The following is an 18,567-nucleotide window of genomic DNA, read 5'->3' as shown; positions in this document are numbered from 1 at the left end:
ACCGCACCTCGAGGGGCTTCATCGCTTCGACGCTGTTACTCAAGAAAAAAGCTGCCCATGTGGGCAGCTTTTTTCGGCTCCGGCTTAGATATAGCCAAGCAGACGGGGTAAGAAAAGCGACAACGATGGCCAGTAGGTGGTGATCAGCATCACAGGCAAAGCAGCAAGCAACATGAGGCTGAACGCAGGCCTCATGACCTGCGACATACCGACCCGACCGATACGACAGCTCATGAATAGGATGGGTGCCATGGGTGGGCTATTACAACCGATGACAACACTGGTGCCTACGATGGCGGCAAAATGCACCGGATGAATGCCGATGCTCTCCATGACCGGCAGCAGCAACGGACTGAGGATGGCCACGACACTTACGTCATCCATAATCATGCCCATCAGGATCAAGAAGATGTTGACCATGAGGAGAATGATCAGTTTGTTATGGAACAGGTCAAGCAACAACTCGGTCAACTGCTGTGGCACTCGCTCGAAGGTGAATATGCGGCTGGCCACGAAGGAAAAAAGCAGAATGATCATGATAACGCCAGTGGTCGTGGCGGCTTGAACGAAACATCTGGCCAAGGCCTTCAAATCGAGGTCTCGATAAACGAACAACCCAACGGGGATGGCATAAACGACGGCGATGGCGGCCGCCTCCGTTGGAGTAAAGATGCCTCCATAAATACCGCCCAAGATAATGATCGGCAGCATCAACGCTGGGAAGGCCTTCCAACCAGTACTGCCGATGTCTCGAAATCGATCACTCAGTGTAAGCACTGTTGGGCTGTAGGCAGGATTCTTGCGCATCTTGTAGGCATTGATCGTGCATAGAAAGATGATCAGCAATATGCCTGGCCCGATGGTAGCCAGAAACACGGCCGCGACGGACTGCCGTGTTACTACAGCGTATAGAATCATGGTAATACTGGGGGGAATCAACAGGCCTAACAGTGAAGAAATTCCGACCAGGGCCGTGGAATAAGGGCGGCTGTAACCGTGTTTTTCCATAGGATCGATCATGATAGTGCCAATCGAGGCCACTGCGGCCGAGGCTGTGCCAGAAATGGCGCCAAACACGCCGCAGGCCACCACCATTGACGTGCCCATGCCGCTGCGGGACGAGCCAACGATTGCTTCGACAAAGCGTATTAACCTAGCCGCAATTCCTCCAGACTGCATCAGGTACCCTGTCATGATAAACAACGGGAGAGCCAGCAAAATTATGGAATTGATGGACCAAAACCCCGTTGTCATTAATGACGATATGTCGACATCGTAAGCGAACGAGAGCACGAGCGTCATGGCGGCGAACGAGAAGACGACTGGCACACCTATAACCATTAATATGATGACTGTCCCTATCGCTAACAAGGCACCCATGTATTTCTCCAATTATTGTCAGTGTTTCTAAATTTGAATTATGCCTTATCTTCCCACAGCCTTTGTGTAAACCCTGCTGACATCTTTAACGAGATCACGCAGCGCGTAGCAGAAGAGCAAAATACTCGCCACGAGAAGACTGGCCTGTGAAAAATATTGCGGAATGCGAAACACTGGCGTGACTTGAACCTGATCAAAACCCCAGGAAAATAGGCTGTAGCTCCAGACAACAAAAAATACAGCTATTACTAACGAGAGAGTGGTAGCAACAAGACTCATGATGTCAAGCAAGGTCTCGTTGTTTGAAAAGGCTTGAAAGAAATCGGCACTTAAATGAGAGCGCTCTCGAGAGGCCAGGGCCGCCCCGAGCATATACAACCAAATAGCGCCCATCAATATGAGCTCCTCAATACCAAACACCTGAACACCCAATAGTGTCCTGAATACGATGCCTCCCACCATCGCAAAAGAAATGAAAATACCTAACGCAACAACCCCAGCTTTCAATATAAACGCCAAGGCGTTATCAACAGCAACGATATAACCAATAATAGCTTTCATAACGCTACCCTAAAAGGTATCGAACATGGAGCGGCTCTGATAACAGAGCCGCTCCATGTCAACCGGCAGGTACTTATTATTTCGGCTCCGATGCATGAGCACGCACGGCATCCATGATATCGGTTCCTAGAGGCTCCTCCGCCTGTACCCAGACATCATCACGTACACGTTCGATCCAGGCAGCCATCTCTTCATCGGTCGGCACGATATACTCCATGCCATCCTCCTGTGCCTTTTGGATCCATTTTTCGTCTTCGGCCTTGGCATTGTCGAACTGCTCATTGGCAACCGTCTCTACAGCATCCGCGATGATGCCGCGATCCTCTTCGTCGAGCGAACGCCAAGAGTCTTGGTTCATCAGGAAAGTGTAAAAGGAGAAGTTGTGCTTGGAGTGAACGAAGTAGTCGAGCAGGTCATTGAAATACGTATAATCCCAGAAAATAACATTGCTGGAATCTCCATCGACCACCCCTGTCTGAATGGAGGTATACACCTCGGACCAGTCAATGGGCACCGCTTGGAACCCCATGGCCTGAATTGTTTGAGGCAGCGGGAAGATAGGCTGTGACCGTAACTTGATACCCTGCGCATCTTCATAGTTCGTCGCATAGGTATCTGCAGTCGCTATACCACCAAAACCTTCAGGGAAAGGCCCGAGATACTCAAGACCGATATCAGAAAGGATTGGCTTGATGACCTCCGATATCCAGCCATCCTTGTTATAGGCCTCTAGTGCTTCATCCCAACTTAAGGTCAGATAGGGTAACTGCAGTACGCCAAGCCGCTCATCGTAAGAAGTCTGGGGCCAGCCGAGGAAGAGATCAAGATTTCCTCTGACCAGCTGGTCAAAAAGCTCTTGTGGGCCACCGATCTCACCTTGGTAGAAGACGTTAATGGAAATTCTTCCATCGGACTTCTCTTCGACAATATCAGAAATTCGCTTGACTGCCATCCCGTGGGGAGATTCACGGTCCCCGGACTCCGTGGCCATTGTCAGCTTTATTTCTTTATCGCTTCCCCAAGTGAGAGCTGAGAAGCCAAGGGCGGCAATGCATGATACTGCAGCTATGCTAGAGCTAATTTTTCTTGAATAGTTCAATACCATAATACTTTCTCCGAACGAGCTATTGTAATTGGGCTCATCTTTTGCCTGACAACGCCAAGCTTTTTTCCAAACTATTACTGCGGCCAGGTCAATGGAAGTGACTTTTCTTCAGTGCAAATCAAAACCTGAGGTTATCGTTGCCGATTTTCATGGGACATGCTTTTATCACCATGTGCTAATTTTTGCTACCGACTCGCCATTCGCAGGACCGTGAATGGCGAATGCAGAATGTGCCGCGAGCTAGAAGGTGACTCAGGAAAGTTGGATCCAAGTCGTCTTAAGCTCGCAGTACTGATCATGGGCATACACCGATTTATCCCGCCCCCCGAAGCCAGATTGCTTGTATCCTCCGAAAGGCGTGGTAGCGTCGCCTTCCGAGAAACAATTGACTGACACAGTGCCCGCATGAATAGCGGCTGCCATACGGTGAGCGGTGTTCAGGTCATCACTCCATAGCGATGCAGCTAACCCATAGCAAGTATCATTCGCAATAGAGATCGCCTCTTCCTCAGTATCGAAGGGGATGACTGCCAACACCGGACCAAAAATCTCTTCCTTGGCAATTGAAGCATCCCTTGGTACATCGTCGAAGATCGTTGGAGTCACAAAGTAACCACCGCTCTCGCTACGAATCCGCTCGCCCCCAGCGACTAATTTGAGCCCCTCGGACTTGGCCTGCTCGATGTGGGACACGACCTTTTCCATATGGGCTTTTTCAATTAGCGCACCTAGCTGAACGTCAGGGTCGAGCGGGTCGCCTGTCACCCAGTCCGATTCGAGCTGCTTCAGAAGCTCGCTGAGCAGGTCATCCTTGATCGAGCGGTGAACGATCAAGCGTGAGCCCGCCGAGCAATTTTCCCCCATGTTCCAAAAGGCAGCAGCCAGAACGTGGCTTGCGACATTTTTGAGATCACTGACACTAGGCATTACGATTTGAGGATTCTTGCCACCGCACTCCAACACGATTCGCTTGAGGTTGCTCCGTGCGGAATATTCAAGAAAACGCCGGCCAATTTCAGTCGAGCCAGTGAAGGCAACAAGATCAATGTCCGAATGCATCCCAATAGCCTGGCCAGCCGTATGACCTAGCCCAGGAACGACATTGAATACACCGGAAGGAATGCCAGCCTCATGAGCCAGCTCAGCAAGCCGCAGGGTGCTTAGTGACGTTAGCTCAGCGGGCTTGAGGATCACACTGTTCCCGGTAGCCAGTGCCGGGCCAAGTTTCCATCCCGCCATCATGGCTGGAAAGTTCCACGGTAATACGGCCCCAACCACACCAATAGGCTCACGGGTAATCGTGGCCAGCTCCTTCTTGCCAGTTGGAGCGATAGCATCATAGAGCTTGTCAGCGGCTTCCGCATGCCAGCGAATGGTATTCGCTGTATCGGGAATATCAACATTGAAGCATTCACTGATTGGCTTACCTGCCTCCAGGGCTTCCAGCACGGCCAGCTCCATACAATGCTCATCGATTAGTTCAGCGAAACGCACCATGATGGCTTTTCGCTCAGCGGGAGCCAACGCTGACCAAACGCCTGCTTCGAAGGCCTGCCGAGCAGCTTGGACGGCAAGGTCAACATCTTCGGCATCACAAGCCGCTATTTGTGTTATTACCTCTCCGGTGGCAGGATTTGACGTCTCGAATGTAGCTCCGGACTGTGCAGGAACAAAACGCCCATTAATAAAGGCAAGATTACGGTATTCCAGGCTTTTAACGTGTTGCGAAATGCTATCTGAAGTCAGGTAAGTAGACATTCTTATTCTCTCCTGATTAAGAGTGGTTAAAGTTCCTTGCCAGCCTGGCGCGCTTTCCACGCCAATGTTGAGCGCACCCCCAGGCCGAGAAATGGTTCAGGTGGATTACAGGCAGGTTTGGCCTGCTCCAGCATGATGCTGAGTAATTCGCTTTCAAAGCCGAGTGCGTACTCAGCAATCAGCTTTCCAGAGATAGTGCCTCGCGCCAGACCCAGGCCATTCTGACAAACGGCACTGTAGACGCCGGGGGCGATTTCTCCGAAAGGCGTTCCTCCGTTGCGGGTCAGGCACAATGCCCCCCCCCAGGTATATTCGAAGTCCACACCGGGAAGCATCGGGAAGCGCCTGGCAAATGACCGTTGATGGGCAGCCCGAACCTCCTTCAGCCTGCCTTCGCTTACGTGAAGCTTCGGGTCGAAAGTAAAGCTATTCCTGATGCATATCCTGCCATCACCCATACGCCGTACCGTCGTTCCCATCGGATCGGCCGGTATCAACCCCCAGCTGTCTTCCCCACCCAGCTCTGTCTTTTCTACGGGGCTGAGGGGACGAGTGAGACTCCCATAGGTGTAAACCGGTAAAAGGCGGCTTCTAAACCCCAGCTGACCGAACTGGGCAGCATAGGCATTATTGGCCAGTACCATACGAGGGGCCTTGATCTGTCCGCGTTCGGTAACGAGAATATGGGGCTTACCGATGCCAATTGAGCGTACGGGGGTATCTTCGAAAAGCCTGACGTTTTCCGGCAACGTTGCGGCAAGCCCACGTACCAAGGCGGCAGGCTGTACCAGCACTGCCCCAGGTGCGTGCAGCCCCGCTAGATAAAAGTCGGTTCCTGTTATGGCTTTCATGGCACTTGAGCCAAGTTCACGATATGGCTCGTTCAGGGCCGACAATCCTTTGGCAAACATTTCCAGCGCATAAATACCGTGGGGCTCGACTGCGCCATGTATCTTACCCTGCTCACGCCAATCGCATTGGATAGCATGGGTCGTTACTAAATGTCTTAAGTATTCAATCGCCCCACGGTTAAGCTGAATAACGTTTCGGTCTTTCGACTTATCCGAAGTATAACTATGCGAGTTCAGGTCATGCGGCAGATCAATAATAAAACCTGAATTTCGGCCGGCAGCACCGAAGCCAACGCGACGGGCATCCACTAAAACAATGGATGCGTGAGGCTGAAGCTCCGCCAGCCGCCTAGCCGCAGCAAGCCCTGCGAGTCCTGCGCCCAGCACAACCCAGTCGGCAGTGACTTCACCCTGGAGCGTCTGGGCAGGAAGCGGCGCAGGAAGCGTTTCATACCAGCCACAGCGCCCGTCATTCTGAGGCAAGTAATGACATTTTAGCTTCATTTGGTGAACCTCAAGGACAAGCCTTCAATCGCGGTATTTCACCAATTCCTCATAGTTGCGCTTAAACGCCGCTTTCTCATCTTCGCTTAGTGAAAGAAGAGGAGCACGTGCCGGCCCAACGGGGAGTCCTGCCAGTTCACAACCATATTTTATGTACTGACAAAATTTGCCGCCTTGCTCAAGCAGATTGAGCATCGGAAGAAGACGTTGGGCAATCTCGCGACCAGCGACAAAGTCCTGTTCTACGACACAGGCTTGGTACAGGGCTACATGCTCAGGAGCCAGGAAGTTTGAGGCCCCACCGACCCAACTGCGCGCGCCCCATACAAAGAACTCCAGGATCTGATCGTCCATACCGCAACTCAGCTGCAACTGGCCACGATAGTCATTGGCCAGTGCATGCATGCGTTCAATCGAGCCGGTGCTTTCTTTGATAGCTTGAAAATTGGGACGGTCACGTAACCCATCGATGAATTCGAAACTCATCGGAATGCCCGTACGATCAGGGAAATTGTAAAGCATGATGGGCATGTCGAGGGCGTCGTCAATACGGCAAACATGCACTAACAGCTCGTCCTGACTCGGTTGGGCATAATAAGGTGCTGCTATTAAAATAGCATCGTAGCCAATCGATTTAGCATATTGGCCTAGCTCAAGGCTGTAATCAGTAGTTGTAGCATTGATGCCAGCCATAATAGGAACACGGCCCTTGGCATGCTCTGCAACGAAGCTCAGTACTTCTTTACGCTCTTCCTTGCTTAAGGCGTAATACTCACCAGTTGTCCCCCCGATGATTAGACCATGTACGCCTTGCTCAATTAACGTATCAACCACCCTCTCTAATGAATTGAAATTAATAGCGCCATCTTCTGAGAATGGAGTTACGACGGGAGTCCAGATGCCATCAAAGTTCATCTTAGCCACCTTGTTGTAATGAATGTTGTGTAGTTTCTACGGCATACAGTTAAGATAAACACCAATCCATTTTTGGAAAAAGAAACCATTTTTATTGTCAACTGATTACTTTGGGTTATCTTCTCCTATAGCCGCTCAGGGTGTGGCTAAGAATGTGGCCCCATACGCCTAAGCCCTGCCCAACACCACTCACGCCGCTGGCGGGGCCACCATCCTTTCCGTCAAGCGTTGCTAACGCCATGGCTACCTTCAGGTGTGTCAGAAAAAGCCTTACAGGCCTGCCAAGGCTATACATCGCCAGCAGCATGGTGTCGGCCAGAGATTTGCCACCAACGTGTGAACTCTGCATGCTTAAAGACAATCACAACACAGGGGACTCAACGTGTTTTCCTTCAAACCTATCGTCAAAATTACTTCATTCATGCTTCTGGCAAGCGCAGGTGTCATGTCCGGAGTGGCGCAGGCGCAAGAAAAGGGCACGGTCAACCTGGCTTATGTCGAGTGGTCTGACGCCGTTGCCTCGACCAATGTTATGCGGGCCGTGCTGGAGAAAGCAGGCTATAACGTCGAGCTCACCTCTCTCTCGGCTGCTGTCATGTGGCAGGCGCTGGCAACTCAAGATGCCGACGCAATTACCACTGCTTGGCTACCAACGACGCATGCCGATTACTACGGGCGCGTAGGCGACCAAGTAGAGGATTTCGGCGCTAACCTGGACGGGACCAAACTGGGTCTGGTCGTACCGAAAAACTCCTCGCTTGATAGCATTAGCGATATCAATACGCATAGCGACGAGTTAGGCGGCAAGATCGTAGGTATCGACCCCGGTGCCGGCATGATGGGCGTGACTGAGGAAGCTATCGAGGAGTATGGCCTGGATATCAACTTACAAAGTGGTAGTGGCGCCACGATGACTGCCGCCCTGGAAGCGGCGATCAAGAATAACGAAGAGATCGTCGTGACCGGTTGGACGCCCCATTGGATGTTTGCCCGCTGGGATCTGAAATACCTGGAAGACCCCAAAAATGCCTTTGGTGGTGCCGAACAGATTCATACTATTGTCCGACAGGGTCTCGAAGAGGATATGCCCGAAGCTTACGCCATCCTCGACAATTTCGAGTGGACCCCAAAGGAACTCGGTGAGGTAATGCTAATGAACCAGAAAGAAGGGTCAGATCCTTATCAGAACGCCAAGCAGTGGGTCGAAGACAATCCTGAAATCGTGAGCGAGTGGATCCCGGAAACGGCAACATCTTCATAGCTGCTCGACCAACTCAGATACATCACGCCGCTGGCCTCTTCAGCGGCGTGATGCGTCAAATACCCATTAGGTCCTGTCTGAAAAGTCATAGTTGCCAGGCTGTTCCTGATCGCCAACCAGGAGACAGTCATGGCAGGCCGCTACGAGCTTCCGAATATCTATATCAGTTACCCAGCACCACTGTTCGCCCCGCGTGGAGAAAAACGCGACGTTCCAGGTGATAGTTAATGGCCCGCGCCAGAGTCAGACATTCGATATCACGCCCCTTCGCTACGATATCCTCCGGATAATGCGCATGATCGACCGGCTCGACGCCTTGCGCGATAATCGGCCCCTCATCGAGATCGGTGTTGATATAATGCGCCGTCGCGCCGACGAGCTTGACGCCCTTCTCGTACGCCTGGTGATAGGGCCTGGCGCCCTTGAACCCAGGCAGAAGAGAATGGTGAATATTGATGGCACGCCCAGCCAACAGCTCACACATGGCCGGTGACAGCACCTGCATGTAGCGCGCCAATACGACCAGTTCCGCCTCGGTCTCCTCGATGATGTTCCTTACCTGCGCCTCCTGCTGCGGCTTGGTCTCCGGAGTGATCGGACAATGGTAGTAAGGCAGGCCATGCCACTTCGCCAGCGGCTCAAGGTCCGGATGGTTGGAAACGACGGCACGAATATCGAGAGGCAATTGCCCAATGCGATAGCGATACAGCAGGTCGTTCAAGCAGTGATCGGCTTTTGAGACAAGGATAACGGCCCGCGTGCGTTTCTCCGGCGGGGTCAGCTCAAAGTCCATATCGAACTCCGCGGCACGCGACGCGAAGGCCTCCTGAAACGCCTCCCCACGGAATCCCTCCACTTCGGGGCGAAACTCGGCACGGATAAAAAAGCGGCCACCCAATCGATCATCGAAGGAATTGAGTTCGGTGATGTAACAACGCTGCTCTTTCAGGAAGCGCGTCACGACATCTACCGTCCCCAGACGGCTAGGGCACTGGGCGGCAAGAATCCAGGTATCGGCCATTCGGCTCATGGTGTCCCTACGTGTTGTCGGCTTATATGGGAAAAGGCCGGCCCAAGCCGGCCTGAGCACTTATCGCTCTACAATGACGCCATATTCTGCCGCTGCATCCAGAAGCCAGCGATAGCAGTAATCGGCGAAACTTCGGCGTACCACGAGTTCCCACCCTTCTTCGGTTGGCCTGCGTAGAACGACCGAAGCCTTGGCAAATACCGTGGTGACACCCTTGCCCACCGGGAATGCTTGCGGGTGCACATCGTAGGGTGTGGACTTCATGAGCACTTCTCGCGCTTTCTCGCCCCGTAGCGTCAATACGGTCTGCCCCCCGCTGACATTGACGATGCTGTAGTGCGCCTGCCCCAGCGCCTTGCGCAACCGGCCTTCCAGCGCAAACTCCTCGCCACCGGGCACGATGACGAGCCACTCATCGGGCGACAGCCATTGGATCGAACGCTCACCGCTATTATCCAGCGCCAACGTGTTGGGCCGGGCAGGCAATGTGATGCCCAGCACCTCACGCACGGCCTCGTCCAGGACAATGGCGCCACCGCGCAGGATCAGGTGCCCCAGGAAGGCTTTCTCGCGTAGCGTGACTCCTGCACTGGCTTCACGAGGCGGCGTGCCTCGGCGATGAAAAGACCACGCCAACGGCGACTCGGAACTCGGGCTTCCGGTAGGCCGGGTATCGAACTCTTTCACGTCAGACATTCTGGCGCTCTCCTTTGGGGTCGAGGAATACGGGGCTGACGATTTCGGCCTCGTGAACCTTGCCATCGACCATGGGCAAATAGACGGTTTCGCCCATTCGCTCATGTCCACCTTTCACTACCGCCAGGGCAAAGCCATGTCCCAGCGTAGGGCTGTAGTAGCTGGAGGTCACATGACCCACCATGCTCATGGGAATGCTCTGGTTGGGGTCGAAGACGATCTGCGCCCCTTCTTCCAATACGACGTTGGGGTCCTTGGGCTTCAAGCCGACAAACTGCTTGCGGTCAGTGCGCCGAGTATCGGGGCGGGACAGGGCGCGCTTGCCGATCCAGGAATACGGCTTGTCATAGCCAATGGCCCACTGCATGCCCAGGTCTTCGGGCGTGACCGAGCCATCGGTATCCTGACCGACAATGATCAGGCCCTTTTCGGCACGCAGCACGTGCATGGTCTCGGTGCCGTAGGGCGTCAGGTCGTACTTCTCGCCATGCTCGAAGAGCGTCGTCCAGACATGCATGGCGTAGTTGGCCTGCACATTGATCTCATAGGCCAGCTCGCCCGTGAAGGAAATCCGGAAGACGCGCGCCGGTACGCCGGCAACAGTCCCCTCGCGCCAGTCCATGAACTTGAACTGATCCTTATCGAGGTCGATATCAGTGACCTCGGCCAGCAGCTTGCGTGCGTCAGGCCCCGTCACGGTCATGGTCGCCCAGTGATCGGTGACAGAGGTGAAGTAGACGTCCAGTTCAGGCCATTCGGTCTGGTGCCAGAGTTCCAGCCACTCCATCACCCCGGCAGCCCCACCCGTGGTCGTGGTCATCAAGAAGTGATTCTCGCCCAGGCAACTGGTCGTGCCGTCATCCATGAGCATGCCGTCGTCCTTGCACATCAGCCCATAGCGAACCCGGCCCGGTGCCAGCTTGGCCCACTTATTGGTATAGACGCGGCCCAAGAACTCACGGGCGTCAGGCCCCTGAATATCGATCTTGCCCAGGGTCGAGGCATCGAGGATGCCGACACGCTCACGCACCGCGAGGCACTCGCGGGCCACCGCCTCGTGCATGGTCTCCTTCTTGCCATTGACGGTACGCGGGAAATACCACGGGCGCTTCCACTGTCCCACGTCCTCGAACTCGGCGCCGTGCTCGACATGCCACTGGTGCAGTGCGGTGTAACGCTCGGGATCGAACAGCTCGCGACAATGGCGACCCACGATGGCCCCGAAGGTGACCGGGGTATAGTTGGGCCGGAAGACGGTGGTGCCCACCTCGGGAATCGACCGGTTCAGGCAGCGCGCGGCAATGGCCATGCCATTGATGTTGCCGAGCTTGCCCTGGTCGGTGCCAAAGCCCATCGCCGTGTAGCGCTTGACGTGCTCGATGGACTCGAAGCCTTCACGCGTCGCCAGCTCAATACCTGCCGCCGTGACATCGTTCTGAAGATCGACGAACTGCTTGGGCGCGCGCATGGCCGGCTTGAGGTGCGGCACCTGATAAAGCGCGCAGGCCTGGCCGTCCTGACGGGCCGTGATCTGCGGCAGCGCCATGGCGCCAGCGTCGATGCCCGCAGCTTGGGTCGCTTGTGCGCCGGCCTCGGCGCCATCGCGAATGGTATCGCCAAGCGGATAAACGCCACGCGCCCCACCGGCCGGTGTGAGCCCCTTCACCTCGCCAGGCACGAAGCCCAGAATATCGTCCCGCCACGTCGGTCGCGTGCCAGTGTGCGATGAGAGGTGAATGACCGGGCTATAGCCCCCGGAGCTGGCGATGGTATCGCAGGCCAATTCCTCGACGCCGCCGACTACCTTGAACGATTCAATCTCGATCTTGGCGACCCGAGCCCCACTGACACGATCAGCGCCCTTGGCCTCGATCACGGCACTTTGCGCAATGATACGGATGCCCAGCGATTGTGCCTTGTCGACGAGATCGCCTTTCGGGTTGGCCCGCGCATCGGCAATCGCCACCACCTCGCGGCCCGCTTCATGCCAATCCAGCGCGGCGCGGTAGGCGTGGTCATTGGTCGCGGACAGCACCAGTTTCTGGCCGGGTACCACACCGTAGCGACGAACGTACGTGGACACGGCCCCGGCGAGCAGGTTGCCAGGCACATCATTGTTGGCATAGACCAGCGGACGCTCATGGGCGCCTGTTGCCAATACCACCTGCTTGGCACGTATGCGGTGCATGCGTGACCGGGCCTGCCGGCGGCTGCCAAAGGAGGGGGCGCTGTCAGCCAGATGCTCTGTGCGACGCTCGTGCAGCGTCACGAAGTTATGATCGTGGTACCCGTTGGCGGTGGTGCGCGGCAGCAAGGTTACGTTGCCCATTGCGTTGAGTTCGTCGAGAACCCGGTCGGACCATTGCACTGCAGGCGCACCATCAATCAGTTCGCGGCTGTCCAGCAACGAGCCGCCCATCTCCTCCTGCTCGTCGCAGAGGATGACGCGGGCCCCACTGCGCGCCGCTGTGATGGCGGCGGCCAGGCCTGCCGGACCGGCACCGATGATCAGCACATCGCAATGCTGGTTGATGTGTTCATAGCTGTCCGGATCGGGCTCGGTAGGGCTACGTCCCAAACCGGCGCTCTTGCGGATGTATTTCTCGTAGGTCATCCACAAGGATGCCGGCGCCATGAAGGTCTTATAATAGAAGCCGGGCGGCATGAATGTCCCGCCCAGCTTGCCGACCATGCCCATCAGGTCGCGCTGTACATTGGGCCAGCCGTTGGTGCTGCGTGCCGTGAGCCCTTCATACAGCGCCTGCTGGGTGGCGCGCACGTTGGGTACCTGGGCCGCTTCGCTCGCCCCCAGCTGAACCACCGCATTGGGCTCTTCCGCGCCGGCAGCGACGATCCCGCGCGGGCGTGAGTACTTGAAGCTGCGGTTGACGACGTCGACGCCATTGGCAAGCAAGGCGGAAGCCAGGGTGTCACCGACGCAGCCTACGTACTGCTTGCCATTGAAGGTAAAGTTTAATGGATGAGAGCGGTCGACCCGGCCCCCTCGCGGCAATCGATTGACTTGATTCATACCCGCGCCCCCTTATTCAATGCGTCACTTTCTGGGCGGGCACCCACAGTTTGCCAGCCGCCCGAGGCCGCCTGCACACCGGCCTGCTTATCTTTTTCAGACAGGCTTTTTGCCGTTACCGAAGGCTGCTCCCCCATCTTGTAGGTCTCGAGGATCTCGTAGCTCACGGTATGGCGGGTAATGTTGAAGAACTTGCGGCACCCGACGGCATGCACCCATAGCTCATGGTGCACACCCCGCGGGTTATCGCGGAAGAACAGATAGTCTCCCCAGGTTTCGTCGGAGCACGCCTCGGGATCCTCCGGCCGCTGGATATGCGCCTGTCCCTTAGGGTGGAACTCCTCCTCTTCACGGTGCTCTTCACAGTACGGGCAATAAATATGGAACATGACAGTGTCTCCTCAGTGTGCGACACCGGCGGCGCCATGCTCGTCAACGAGGGCCCCCGTGTGGAAACGGTCGATGGAAAACGGCGCGGCCAGCGGATGCACCTGGCCCTTGGCCAGAGTGGCCGCGAAGACGTGTCCTGAGCCCGGTGTGGCCTTGAACCCGCCGGTGCCCCAGCCGCAATTGAAGAACAGCCCCTTGACCGGCGTCGCCGAGAGGATGGGGCAGGCGTCGGGGCAGGTATCGACGATACCGCCCCACTGCCGGTTCATGCGTACCCGCGAGAAGATCGGGAACATCTCGACGATGGCCTGCAGGGTATGCTCCACCGTCGAGTAGCTGCCCCGCTGGCCGTAGCCCAGGTAGCCATCGATACCCGCACCAATGACCAGGTCCCCCTTGTCCGACTGGCTGATATAGCCATGCACATGGTTGGACATTACCACCGTGTCGAGAATCGGCTTGAGCGGTTCGGAGACCAGCGCCTGCAGGGGATGCGATTCCAGCGGCAGCTTGAAGCCAGCCATCTTGGCCAGCACGCCGGAGTTACCGGCCGCGACACAACCGACTGTCTTGGCCCCGATGTCGCCACGGTTGGTATGCACACCGACCACGCGCCCGTCGAGGATCTTGAAGCCGGTGACCTCAGTCTGCTGAAGGATATCGACGCCGCGCGCATCGGCACCGCGAGCAAAGCCCCAGGCTACCGCATCGTGGCGCGCCACGCCGGCACGCGGCTGCCATGATGCGCCCATGACCGGATAGCGGGCGTTCTTGGAACAGTCCATGATCGGCACCAGTGCCTGGACGCCCTTGGCATCCAGCACCTCGCTGTCGATGCCGTTCAGGCGATTGGCATTCACGCGGCGCTGGATGTCGCGCATGTCCTGCAGGGTATGGCCGAGGTTCAGTACCCCACGCTGCGAAAACATCACGTTGTAGTTGAGATCCTGCGACAGGCCTTCCCAAAGCTTCATGGAGTGTTCGTAAAGGGCCGCCGCCTCGTCCCATAGGTAGTTGGAACGTACGATCGTGGTATTGCGAGCGGTGTTGCCGCCCCCCAGCCAGCCTTTCTCGATCACCGCGACGTTGGTGATGCCGTGTTCCTTGGCCAGGTAATAGGCCGTGGCCAGGCCGTGCCCGCCACCACCGATGATGATCACGTCGTATTCTTTCTTGGGCGTAGGGTTGCGCCACTGGCGCTGCCAGTTTTCATGATGGCTGAGCGCGTGCTTGACCAACCCGAAGCCGGAATAGCGTTGCATAGACTTTCTCCTCGATTGGCTCCCTCGGAGCCCAATGACGGTCAGGCTCAAGCCACGGAGGCTTCGCTCTCGGCCGGCTCGCTGCTCTGGGCATCGCCATATACCGGATAGCGTGTACACAGCGAGGCCACCTTGTCGCGCACCTCCGCTTCCACCGCCCCGGTGTTACCCTGCTCGGCGAGCACATCGAGGATGTCACATATCCAGTTCGCCAACTGCTCGCAATCGGCCTCGACGAAGCCGCGGGTGGTAACCGCCGGTGTACCGATACGCAGGCCCGAGGTGACGAACGGGCTTTGCGGGTCGTTGGGCACGGCGTTCTTGTTGACGGTAATGTGCGCCCGGCCCAAGGCGGCATCCGCATCCTTGCCGGTCACACCCTGCTTGATCAACGACACCAGGAACAGGTGGTCGTCGGTGCCGCCGGAGACGACGTCAAAGCCACGGTCGACAAAGACCTGCGCCATGGCACGCGCATTGGCGATGACCTGACGCTGGTAGTTGACGAATTCCTGGCTCATGGCTTCCTTGAAGGCCACGGCCTTGGCCGCGATCACGTGCATGAGCGGGCCGCCCTGCTGGCCCGGGAACACTGCCCCATTGAGCTTCTTGATCATCGCCTCATCCGCCTGTGCGGACAGGATCAGTCCCCCGCGAGGGCCACGCAGCGTCTTGTGGGTGGTGGTAGTCACGACATGCGCATGCGGCAGCGGGCTGGGATAGAGTCCCGCAGCGACCAGCCCGGCGACGTGTGCCATGTCGACCATCAGGTACGCCCCCACTGCATCGGCGATGGTGCGGAAGCGGCGCCAGTCGATCACTCGCGAATAGGCCGAAAAGCCCGCGATGATCATCTTTGGCTGGTGCTCCCGCGCCAGGCGTTCGACCTCGTCGTAGTCGATTTCACCTGTCTCGGGATTCAGGCCGTACTGCACGGCGTTGTAATGCTTGCCGGAGAAATTCGGCGCGGCGCCATGGGTCAAATGCCCGCCATGCGCCAGACTCATACCCAGCACCGTGTCACCCGGCTTGACCAGGGCCATGAACACGGCCGCGTTGGCCTGGGCGCCGGAATGAGGCTGAACGTTGGCATAATCGGCGCCGAACAGGTCGCAGGCACGCTCGATGGCCAGGGCCTCGACCTTGTCGACGAACTCGCAGCCACCGTAGTAACGCCGGCCGGGATAGCCTTCGGCGTACTTGTTGGTCAGTTGAGTGCCCTGCGCCTCCATGACGGCACGGCTGGTGTAGTTCTCGGAGGCGATCAGTTCGATATGCGCTTCCTGACGAAAAACCTCCTCTGTGATGGCTTGCGCAACTTGGGTATCGAAGACGTTGAGGCTGGATTTGTTCATTTCGCTCTCCCGGTGTTATTGATATCGAGACTGTGATGAAGGCCAGGGCAAGAAAACTGTTGGCAAGCCAACGGTGCGAACGAATTTCGTCTTTAGGAAGTCATGGTTAGCTGCATTGTTTTTATGACTGGCCCAATGCCCACGCGACATGGCCTCGCTTACTTGGATTTAAAGCCAAGGCAGTGGCTCATGAATTGAACGAATGCGACATATTTCATGAACGCCGCCAGTCATCGGCAGCCGACATCAGGGCAGCAAAAGTTAGAAGTTGCGAACATACGAAGGAGGTAATACGGCGGGCCAGCGCCCTGAGCAAGGGCTCTCAGGGAATCGCTTTGCCATGAATATGCAGGAAGTGCGGGTCGACCGTGGCGCCCTCCGTTTCTCCGGTACGTTTGCGCACATCGGAGGGAGACATGCCAAAGGTTGCGCGGAAATTACGTGAAAAATGGGCCGTGTCGGCAAACCCGCAGCGTTCACCTATCTCGGTCACACTCTTTCCAGTGTAATGCAGTAGCCATAGCCCGTAGCGGAGGCGTAGTTCTCGGGCAAATTTCTGGGGACTTACCCCCAGCGTGTCGCGAAATCGCCGCTCCAGGTGGCGCCTTGATGTTCCGACCCGCTCGGCAAGCCTGTCCATCGACATGGACTCGCCCAGATGTTGCTCGAGCAAGGCAATGGCACGCCTGACCAATCTATCCTCAATCTTGCCGAATACGACCGGCTGAGGCTGAGCACTACTACCAGGGCGGGCCTCGTCGATCAACATGATGTGAAGGCTTTTCATGGCCCATGCCTTGCCCATGTGGCGCTCTATCAAATAAGCGGCCAGATCCGCCGAGGAGGCCCCGCCTGCACAGGTGATGACGTCCCCATCGTCAATGAAAAGTCGATCGGCCACCGGCTCGATGGACGGGAAGCGCCGGGTAAGATCCCGGTGGTGGTACCAGCTTATGCAACAACGGCGGCCTGCCATCAGCCCCGCCTGGATCAAGGCAAAGACGCCAGTACATACGCCTACCAATGGCACTTTTTCCGATGCTGCACGGCGCAGGTAGGCCAAAGCCTCCGAGTCGACCCGGTTGCGCTCATCCTGAACTCCCCCAATCACAACGATATAGTCAAACTCGTGCGGATCCTGTAGAGGTACGCAAGGGGTAATGGCAGCACCGCAGCTAGACGTTGCATCCTGGCCATTACTTGTCATGAACGTCCAGTGGCAGCGTAACTGTCGGCTACGGTCGCCTTCGTCGGCAGCCAGGCGCAAACAATCCACGAACGCGGCAAAGGGTAAAAGTGTAAAGCGATGCAACAGGACGAACCCCACAGACAGAGGTTCACCTAGAAGGGAATCAGATCGGGAAACCATCGAACTGCCTCGCCCTGAACAGGTGGGTATCGTTCAATATCATGCACGGCCTGAAGGCGCGTCGCACTGACTGATGAACCAGTGCCTGAACAAGGAAAGGGTCGCATCATTTTCCTTGTCTTCGAGATAGGCGAGATAGTGCCGCGTTCCTTCCAGTACCAGCTCCTGTTCGACAGGCCTCACCAGGCGTCCCTTGGCGATCAAAGGGCTAACGAGGTGATCCCAGCCCAGGGCGACCCCCTGGTCGTTCAAGGCCATCTGCACCAGCATATTGTAATCGTTGGCATTGAAGGTATGCATGCCTTCGCGCGAGTGTTCTTCACTACCCGCCTTGTGAATGGCCAGCCACATTTCCCAGTTGACATGCTCGGCTATCTGGGCACGTCCATAGGGGCTCAGGTTGAGCAAGACAGCATCCCGCAGACCTTCGATCGTATTTAACGCGGGATGCGCCTCCAGATAGCTCGGCGAACACACGGGATAAATAACGTCATGAAACAAGGGGATACTTCGATACCCTTCACGTACCTTCTGCAGCTTGGTGATGAAGATATCGGGGCGCACCCCCGGTTCCAGCGACAGAAAGTTTTCGGTAGTCACCAGCTGGAGGTCGACATCCGGATTGGCGCTGAAAAAACTGGGTAAACGATGCGACAACCACAACGCTGAAAATGCCGGTGAGCAGCAAAGAGCCAGCGAGCGCTTGGTATTGGTAGCGCTCTGTTTGCGGATGCGGTCCGCGGCTTGGGCGATATTGAGAAAGGAGAGTTGGACTGCGTCGAAGAAGATGGAGCCCGTAGGAGTCAGCTCAATGGAGCGCCCAACGCGCTTGAACAGTTCGGTCCCGAGAAAACTTTCGAGCTCCCTGACCTGTCGACTGATGGCGGCTTGGGTCACGCAGAGGGATTCTGCGGCCCGGGTAAAATTCTGGTAGCGAGCCGCTGCCACGAAAGATTTGACGGCCGTCAGCGACGGCATCTTGATGAGCGTTTGGTCGGGTTCAGTATGCTTGGTCATAAGAAACAAGTAATAATTTTCATTATAAGGCCCATATAGTTACCCGGTGCTCAAAGAGGTCGGAAACCTCTCGGCTACCCTA

General features: G+C 56.4%; 15 protein-coding genes. 1 reads left to right on the top strand and 14 read right to left on the bottom strand.

Translation table 11 applies throughout. The annotated features are described in order from the left end of the window. Window positions 1-84: 84 nt before the first annotated feature. The 6 genes from F568_RS0111710 to dapA form a co-directional block, all read right to left on the bottom strand. Window positions 85-1,380, bottom strand: a complete 1,296-nt coding sequence (locus F568_RS0111710; protein WP_026300501.1) for a TRAP transporter large permease — start codon at window positions 1,378-1,380, stop codon at window positions 85-87. A gap of 45 nt (window positions 1,381-1,425) precedes the next feature. Continuing rightward, the gene (locus F568_RS0111705; RefSeq protein ID WP_019018916.1) at window positions 1,426-1,941 is read right to left on the bottom strand and encodes a TRAP transporter small permease; all 516 of its coding nucleotides are present in this window, start codon (window positions 1,939-1,941) and stop codon (window positions 1,426-1,428) included. Between the two features lie 76 nt (window positions 1,942-2,017). After that, a complete protein-coding gene (dctP, locus tag F568_RS0111700; protein ID WP_040476242.1) occupies window positions 2,018-3,046 on the bottom strand; it encodes a TRAP transporter substrate-binding protein DctP in 1,029 nt (342 codons plus the stop codon). Between the two features lie 252 nt (window positions 3,047-3,298). Then, window positions 3,299-4,804 carry an aldehyde dehydrogenase gene (locus F568_RS0111695; protein ID WP_019018914.1) on the bottom strand — a complete coding sequence of 502 codons (1,506 nt, stop codon included), beginning with the start codon at window positions 4,802-4,804 and terminating at the stop codon, window positions 3,299-3,301. 26 nt (window positions 4,805-4,830) lie between these two features. Then, window positions 4,831-6,138: an NAD(P)/FAD-dependent oxidoreductase gene (locus F568_RS0111690; RefSeq protein WP_229804239.1), complete on the bottom strand. Its 1,308-nt coding sequence runs from the start codon at window positions 6,136-6,138 to the stop codon at window positions 4,831-4,833. Between the two features lie 45 nt (window positions 6,139-6,183). After that, entirely contained in the window at window positions 6,184-7,074 is an 891-nt protein-coding gene (gene dapA, locus F568_RS0111685) for a 4-hydroxy-tetrahydrodipicolinate synthase (protein ID WP_019018912.1), read from the bottom strand. 421 nt (window positions 7,075-7,495) lie between these two features. Between dapA and F568_RS0111680 the strand changes: the two genes are divergently transcribed. Continuing rightward, window positions 7,496-8,335, top strand: coding sequence for a glycine betaine ABC transporter substrate-binding protein (locus F568_RS0111680; RefSeq protein WP_051087964.1), 840 nt, complete (start codon window positions 7,496-7,498; stop codon window positions 8,333-8,335). A gap of 163 nt (window positions 8,336-8,498) precedes the next feature. Here the strand turns inward: F568_RS0111680 and purU are convergent, their stop codons facing one another. The 8 genes from purU to F568_RS0111640 form a co-directional block, all read right to left on the bottom strand. After that, window positions 8,499-9,365 (bottom strand): formyltetrahydrofolate deformylase, encoded by an 867-nt coding sequence (gene purU, locus F568_RS0111675; RefSeq protein ID WP_026300499.1) that lies wholly within the window; start codon window positions 9,363-9,365, stop codon window positions 8,499-8,501. Between the two features lie 60 nt (window positions 9,366-9,425). Next, window positions 9,426-10,061, bottom strand: coding sequence for a sarcosine oxidase subunit gamma (locus tag F568_RS0111670; RefSeq protein ID WP_019018909.1), 636 nt, complete (start codon window positions 10,059-10,061; stop codon window positions 9,426-9,428). After that, the gene (locus tag F568_RS0111665) at window positions 10,054-13,092 is read right to left on the bottom strand and encodes a sarcosine oxidase subunit alpha family protein (RefSeq protein WP_019018908.1); all 3,039 of its coding nucleotides are present in this window, start codon (window positions 13,090-13,092) and stop codon (window positions 10,054-10,056) included. Before F568_RS0111665 ends, F568_RS0111670 begins: the two co-directional genes overlap by 8 nt. Next, window positions 13,089-13,481, bottom strand: coding sequence for a sarcosine oxidase subunit delta (locus tag F568_RS0111660; RefSeq protein WP_019018907.1), 393 nt, complete (start codon window positions 13,479-13,481; stop codon window positions 13,089-13,091). Before F568_RS0111660 ends, F568_RS0111665 begins: the two co-directional genes overlap by 4 nt. Before the next feature lie 12 nt (window positions 13,482-13,493). Then, window positions 13,494-14,744 carry a sarcosine oxidase subunit beta family protein gene (locus F568_RS0111655; RefSeq protein ID WP_019018906.1) on the bottom strand — a complete coding sequence of 417 codons (1,251 nt, stop codon included), beginning with the start codon at window positions 14,742-14,744 and terminating at the stop codon, window positions 13,494-13,496. Between the two features lie 47 nt (window positions 14,745-14,791). Then, on the bottom strand, window positions 14,792-16,099 hold the full coding sequence (gene glyA / locus F568_RS0111650; RefSeq protein ID WP_019018905.1) for a serine hydroxymethyltransferase: 1,308 nt from the start codon (window positions 16,097-16,099) through the stop codon (window positions 14,792-14,794). Window positions 16,100-16,421: 322 nt separating this feature from the next. After that, on the bottom strand, window positions 16,422-17,468 hold the full coding sequence (locus tag F568_RS0111645) for a GlxA family transcriptional regulator (RefSeq protein ID WP_040476239.1): 1,047 nt from the start codon (window positions 17,466-17,468) through the stop codon (window positions 16,422-16,424). 39 nt (window positions 17,469-17,507) lie between these two features. Continuing rightward, entirely contained in the window at window positions 17,508-18,485 is a 978-nt protein-coding gene (locus tag F568_RS0111640; protein ID WP_019018903.1) for a LysR substrate-binding domain-containing protein, read from the bottom strand. Window positions 18,486-18,567 lie beyond the last annotated feature (82 nt).

This window comes from Modicisalibacter luteus DSM 23508 (assembly GCF_000378505.1).
In the GTDB taxonomy this organism is placed as follows: domain Bacteria; phylum Pseudomonadota; class Gammaproteobacteria; order Pseudomonadales; family Halomonadaceae; genus Modicisalibacter; species Modicisalibacter luteus.
Note: the sequence above shows the minus strand (reverse complement) of the source record. Positions and strands in the feature narration are given on the sequence as shown.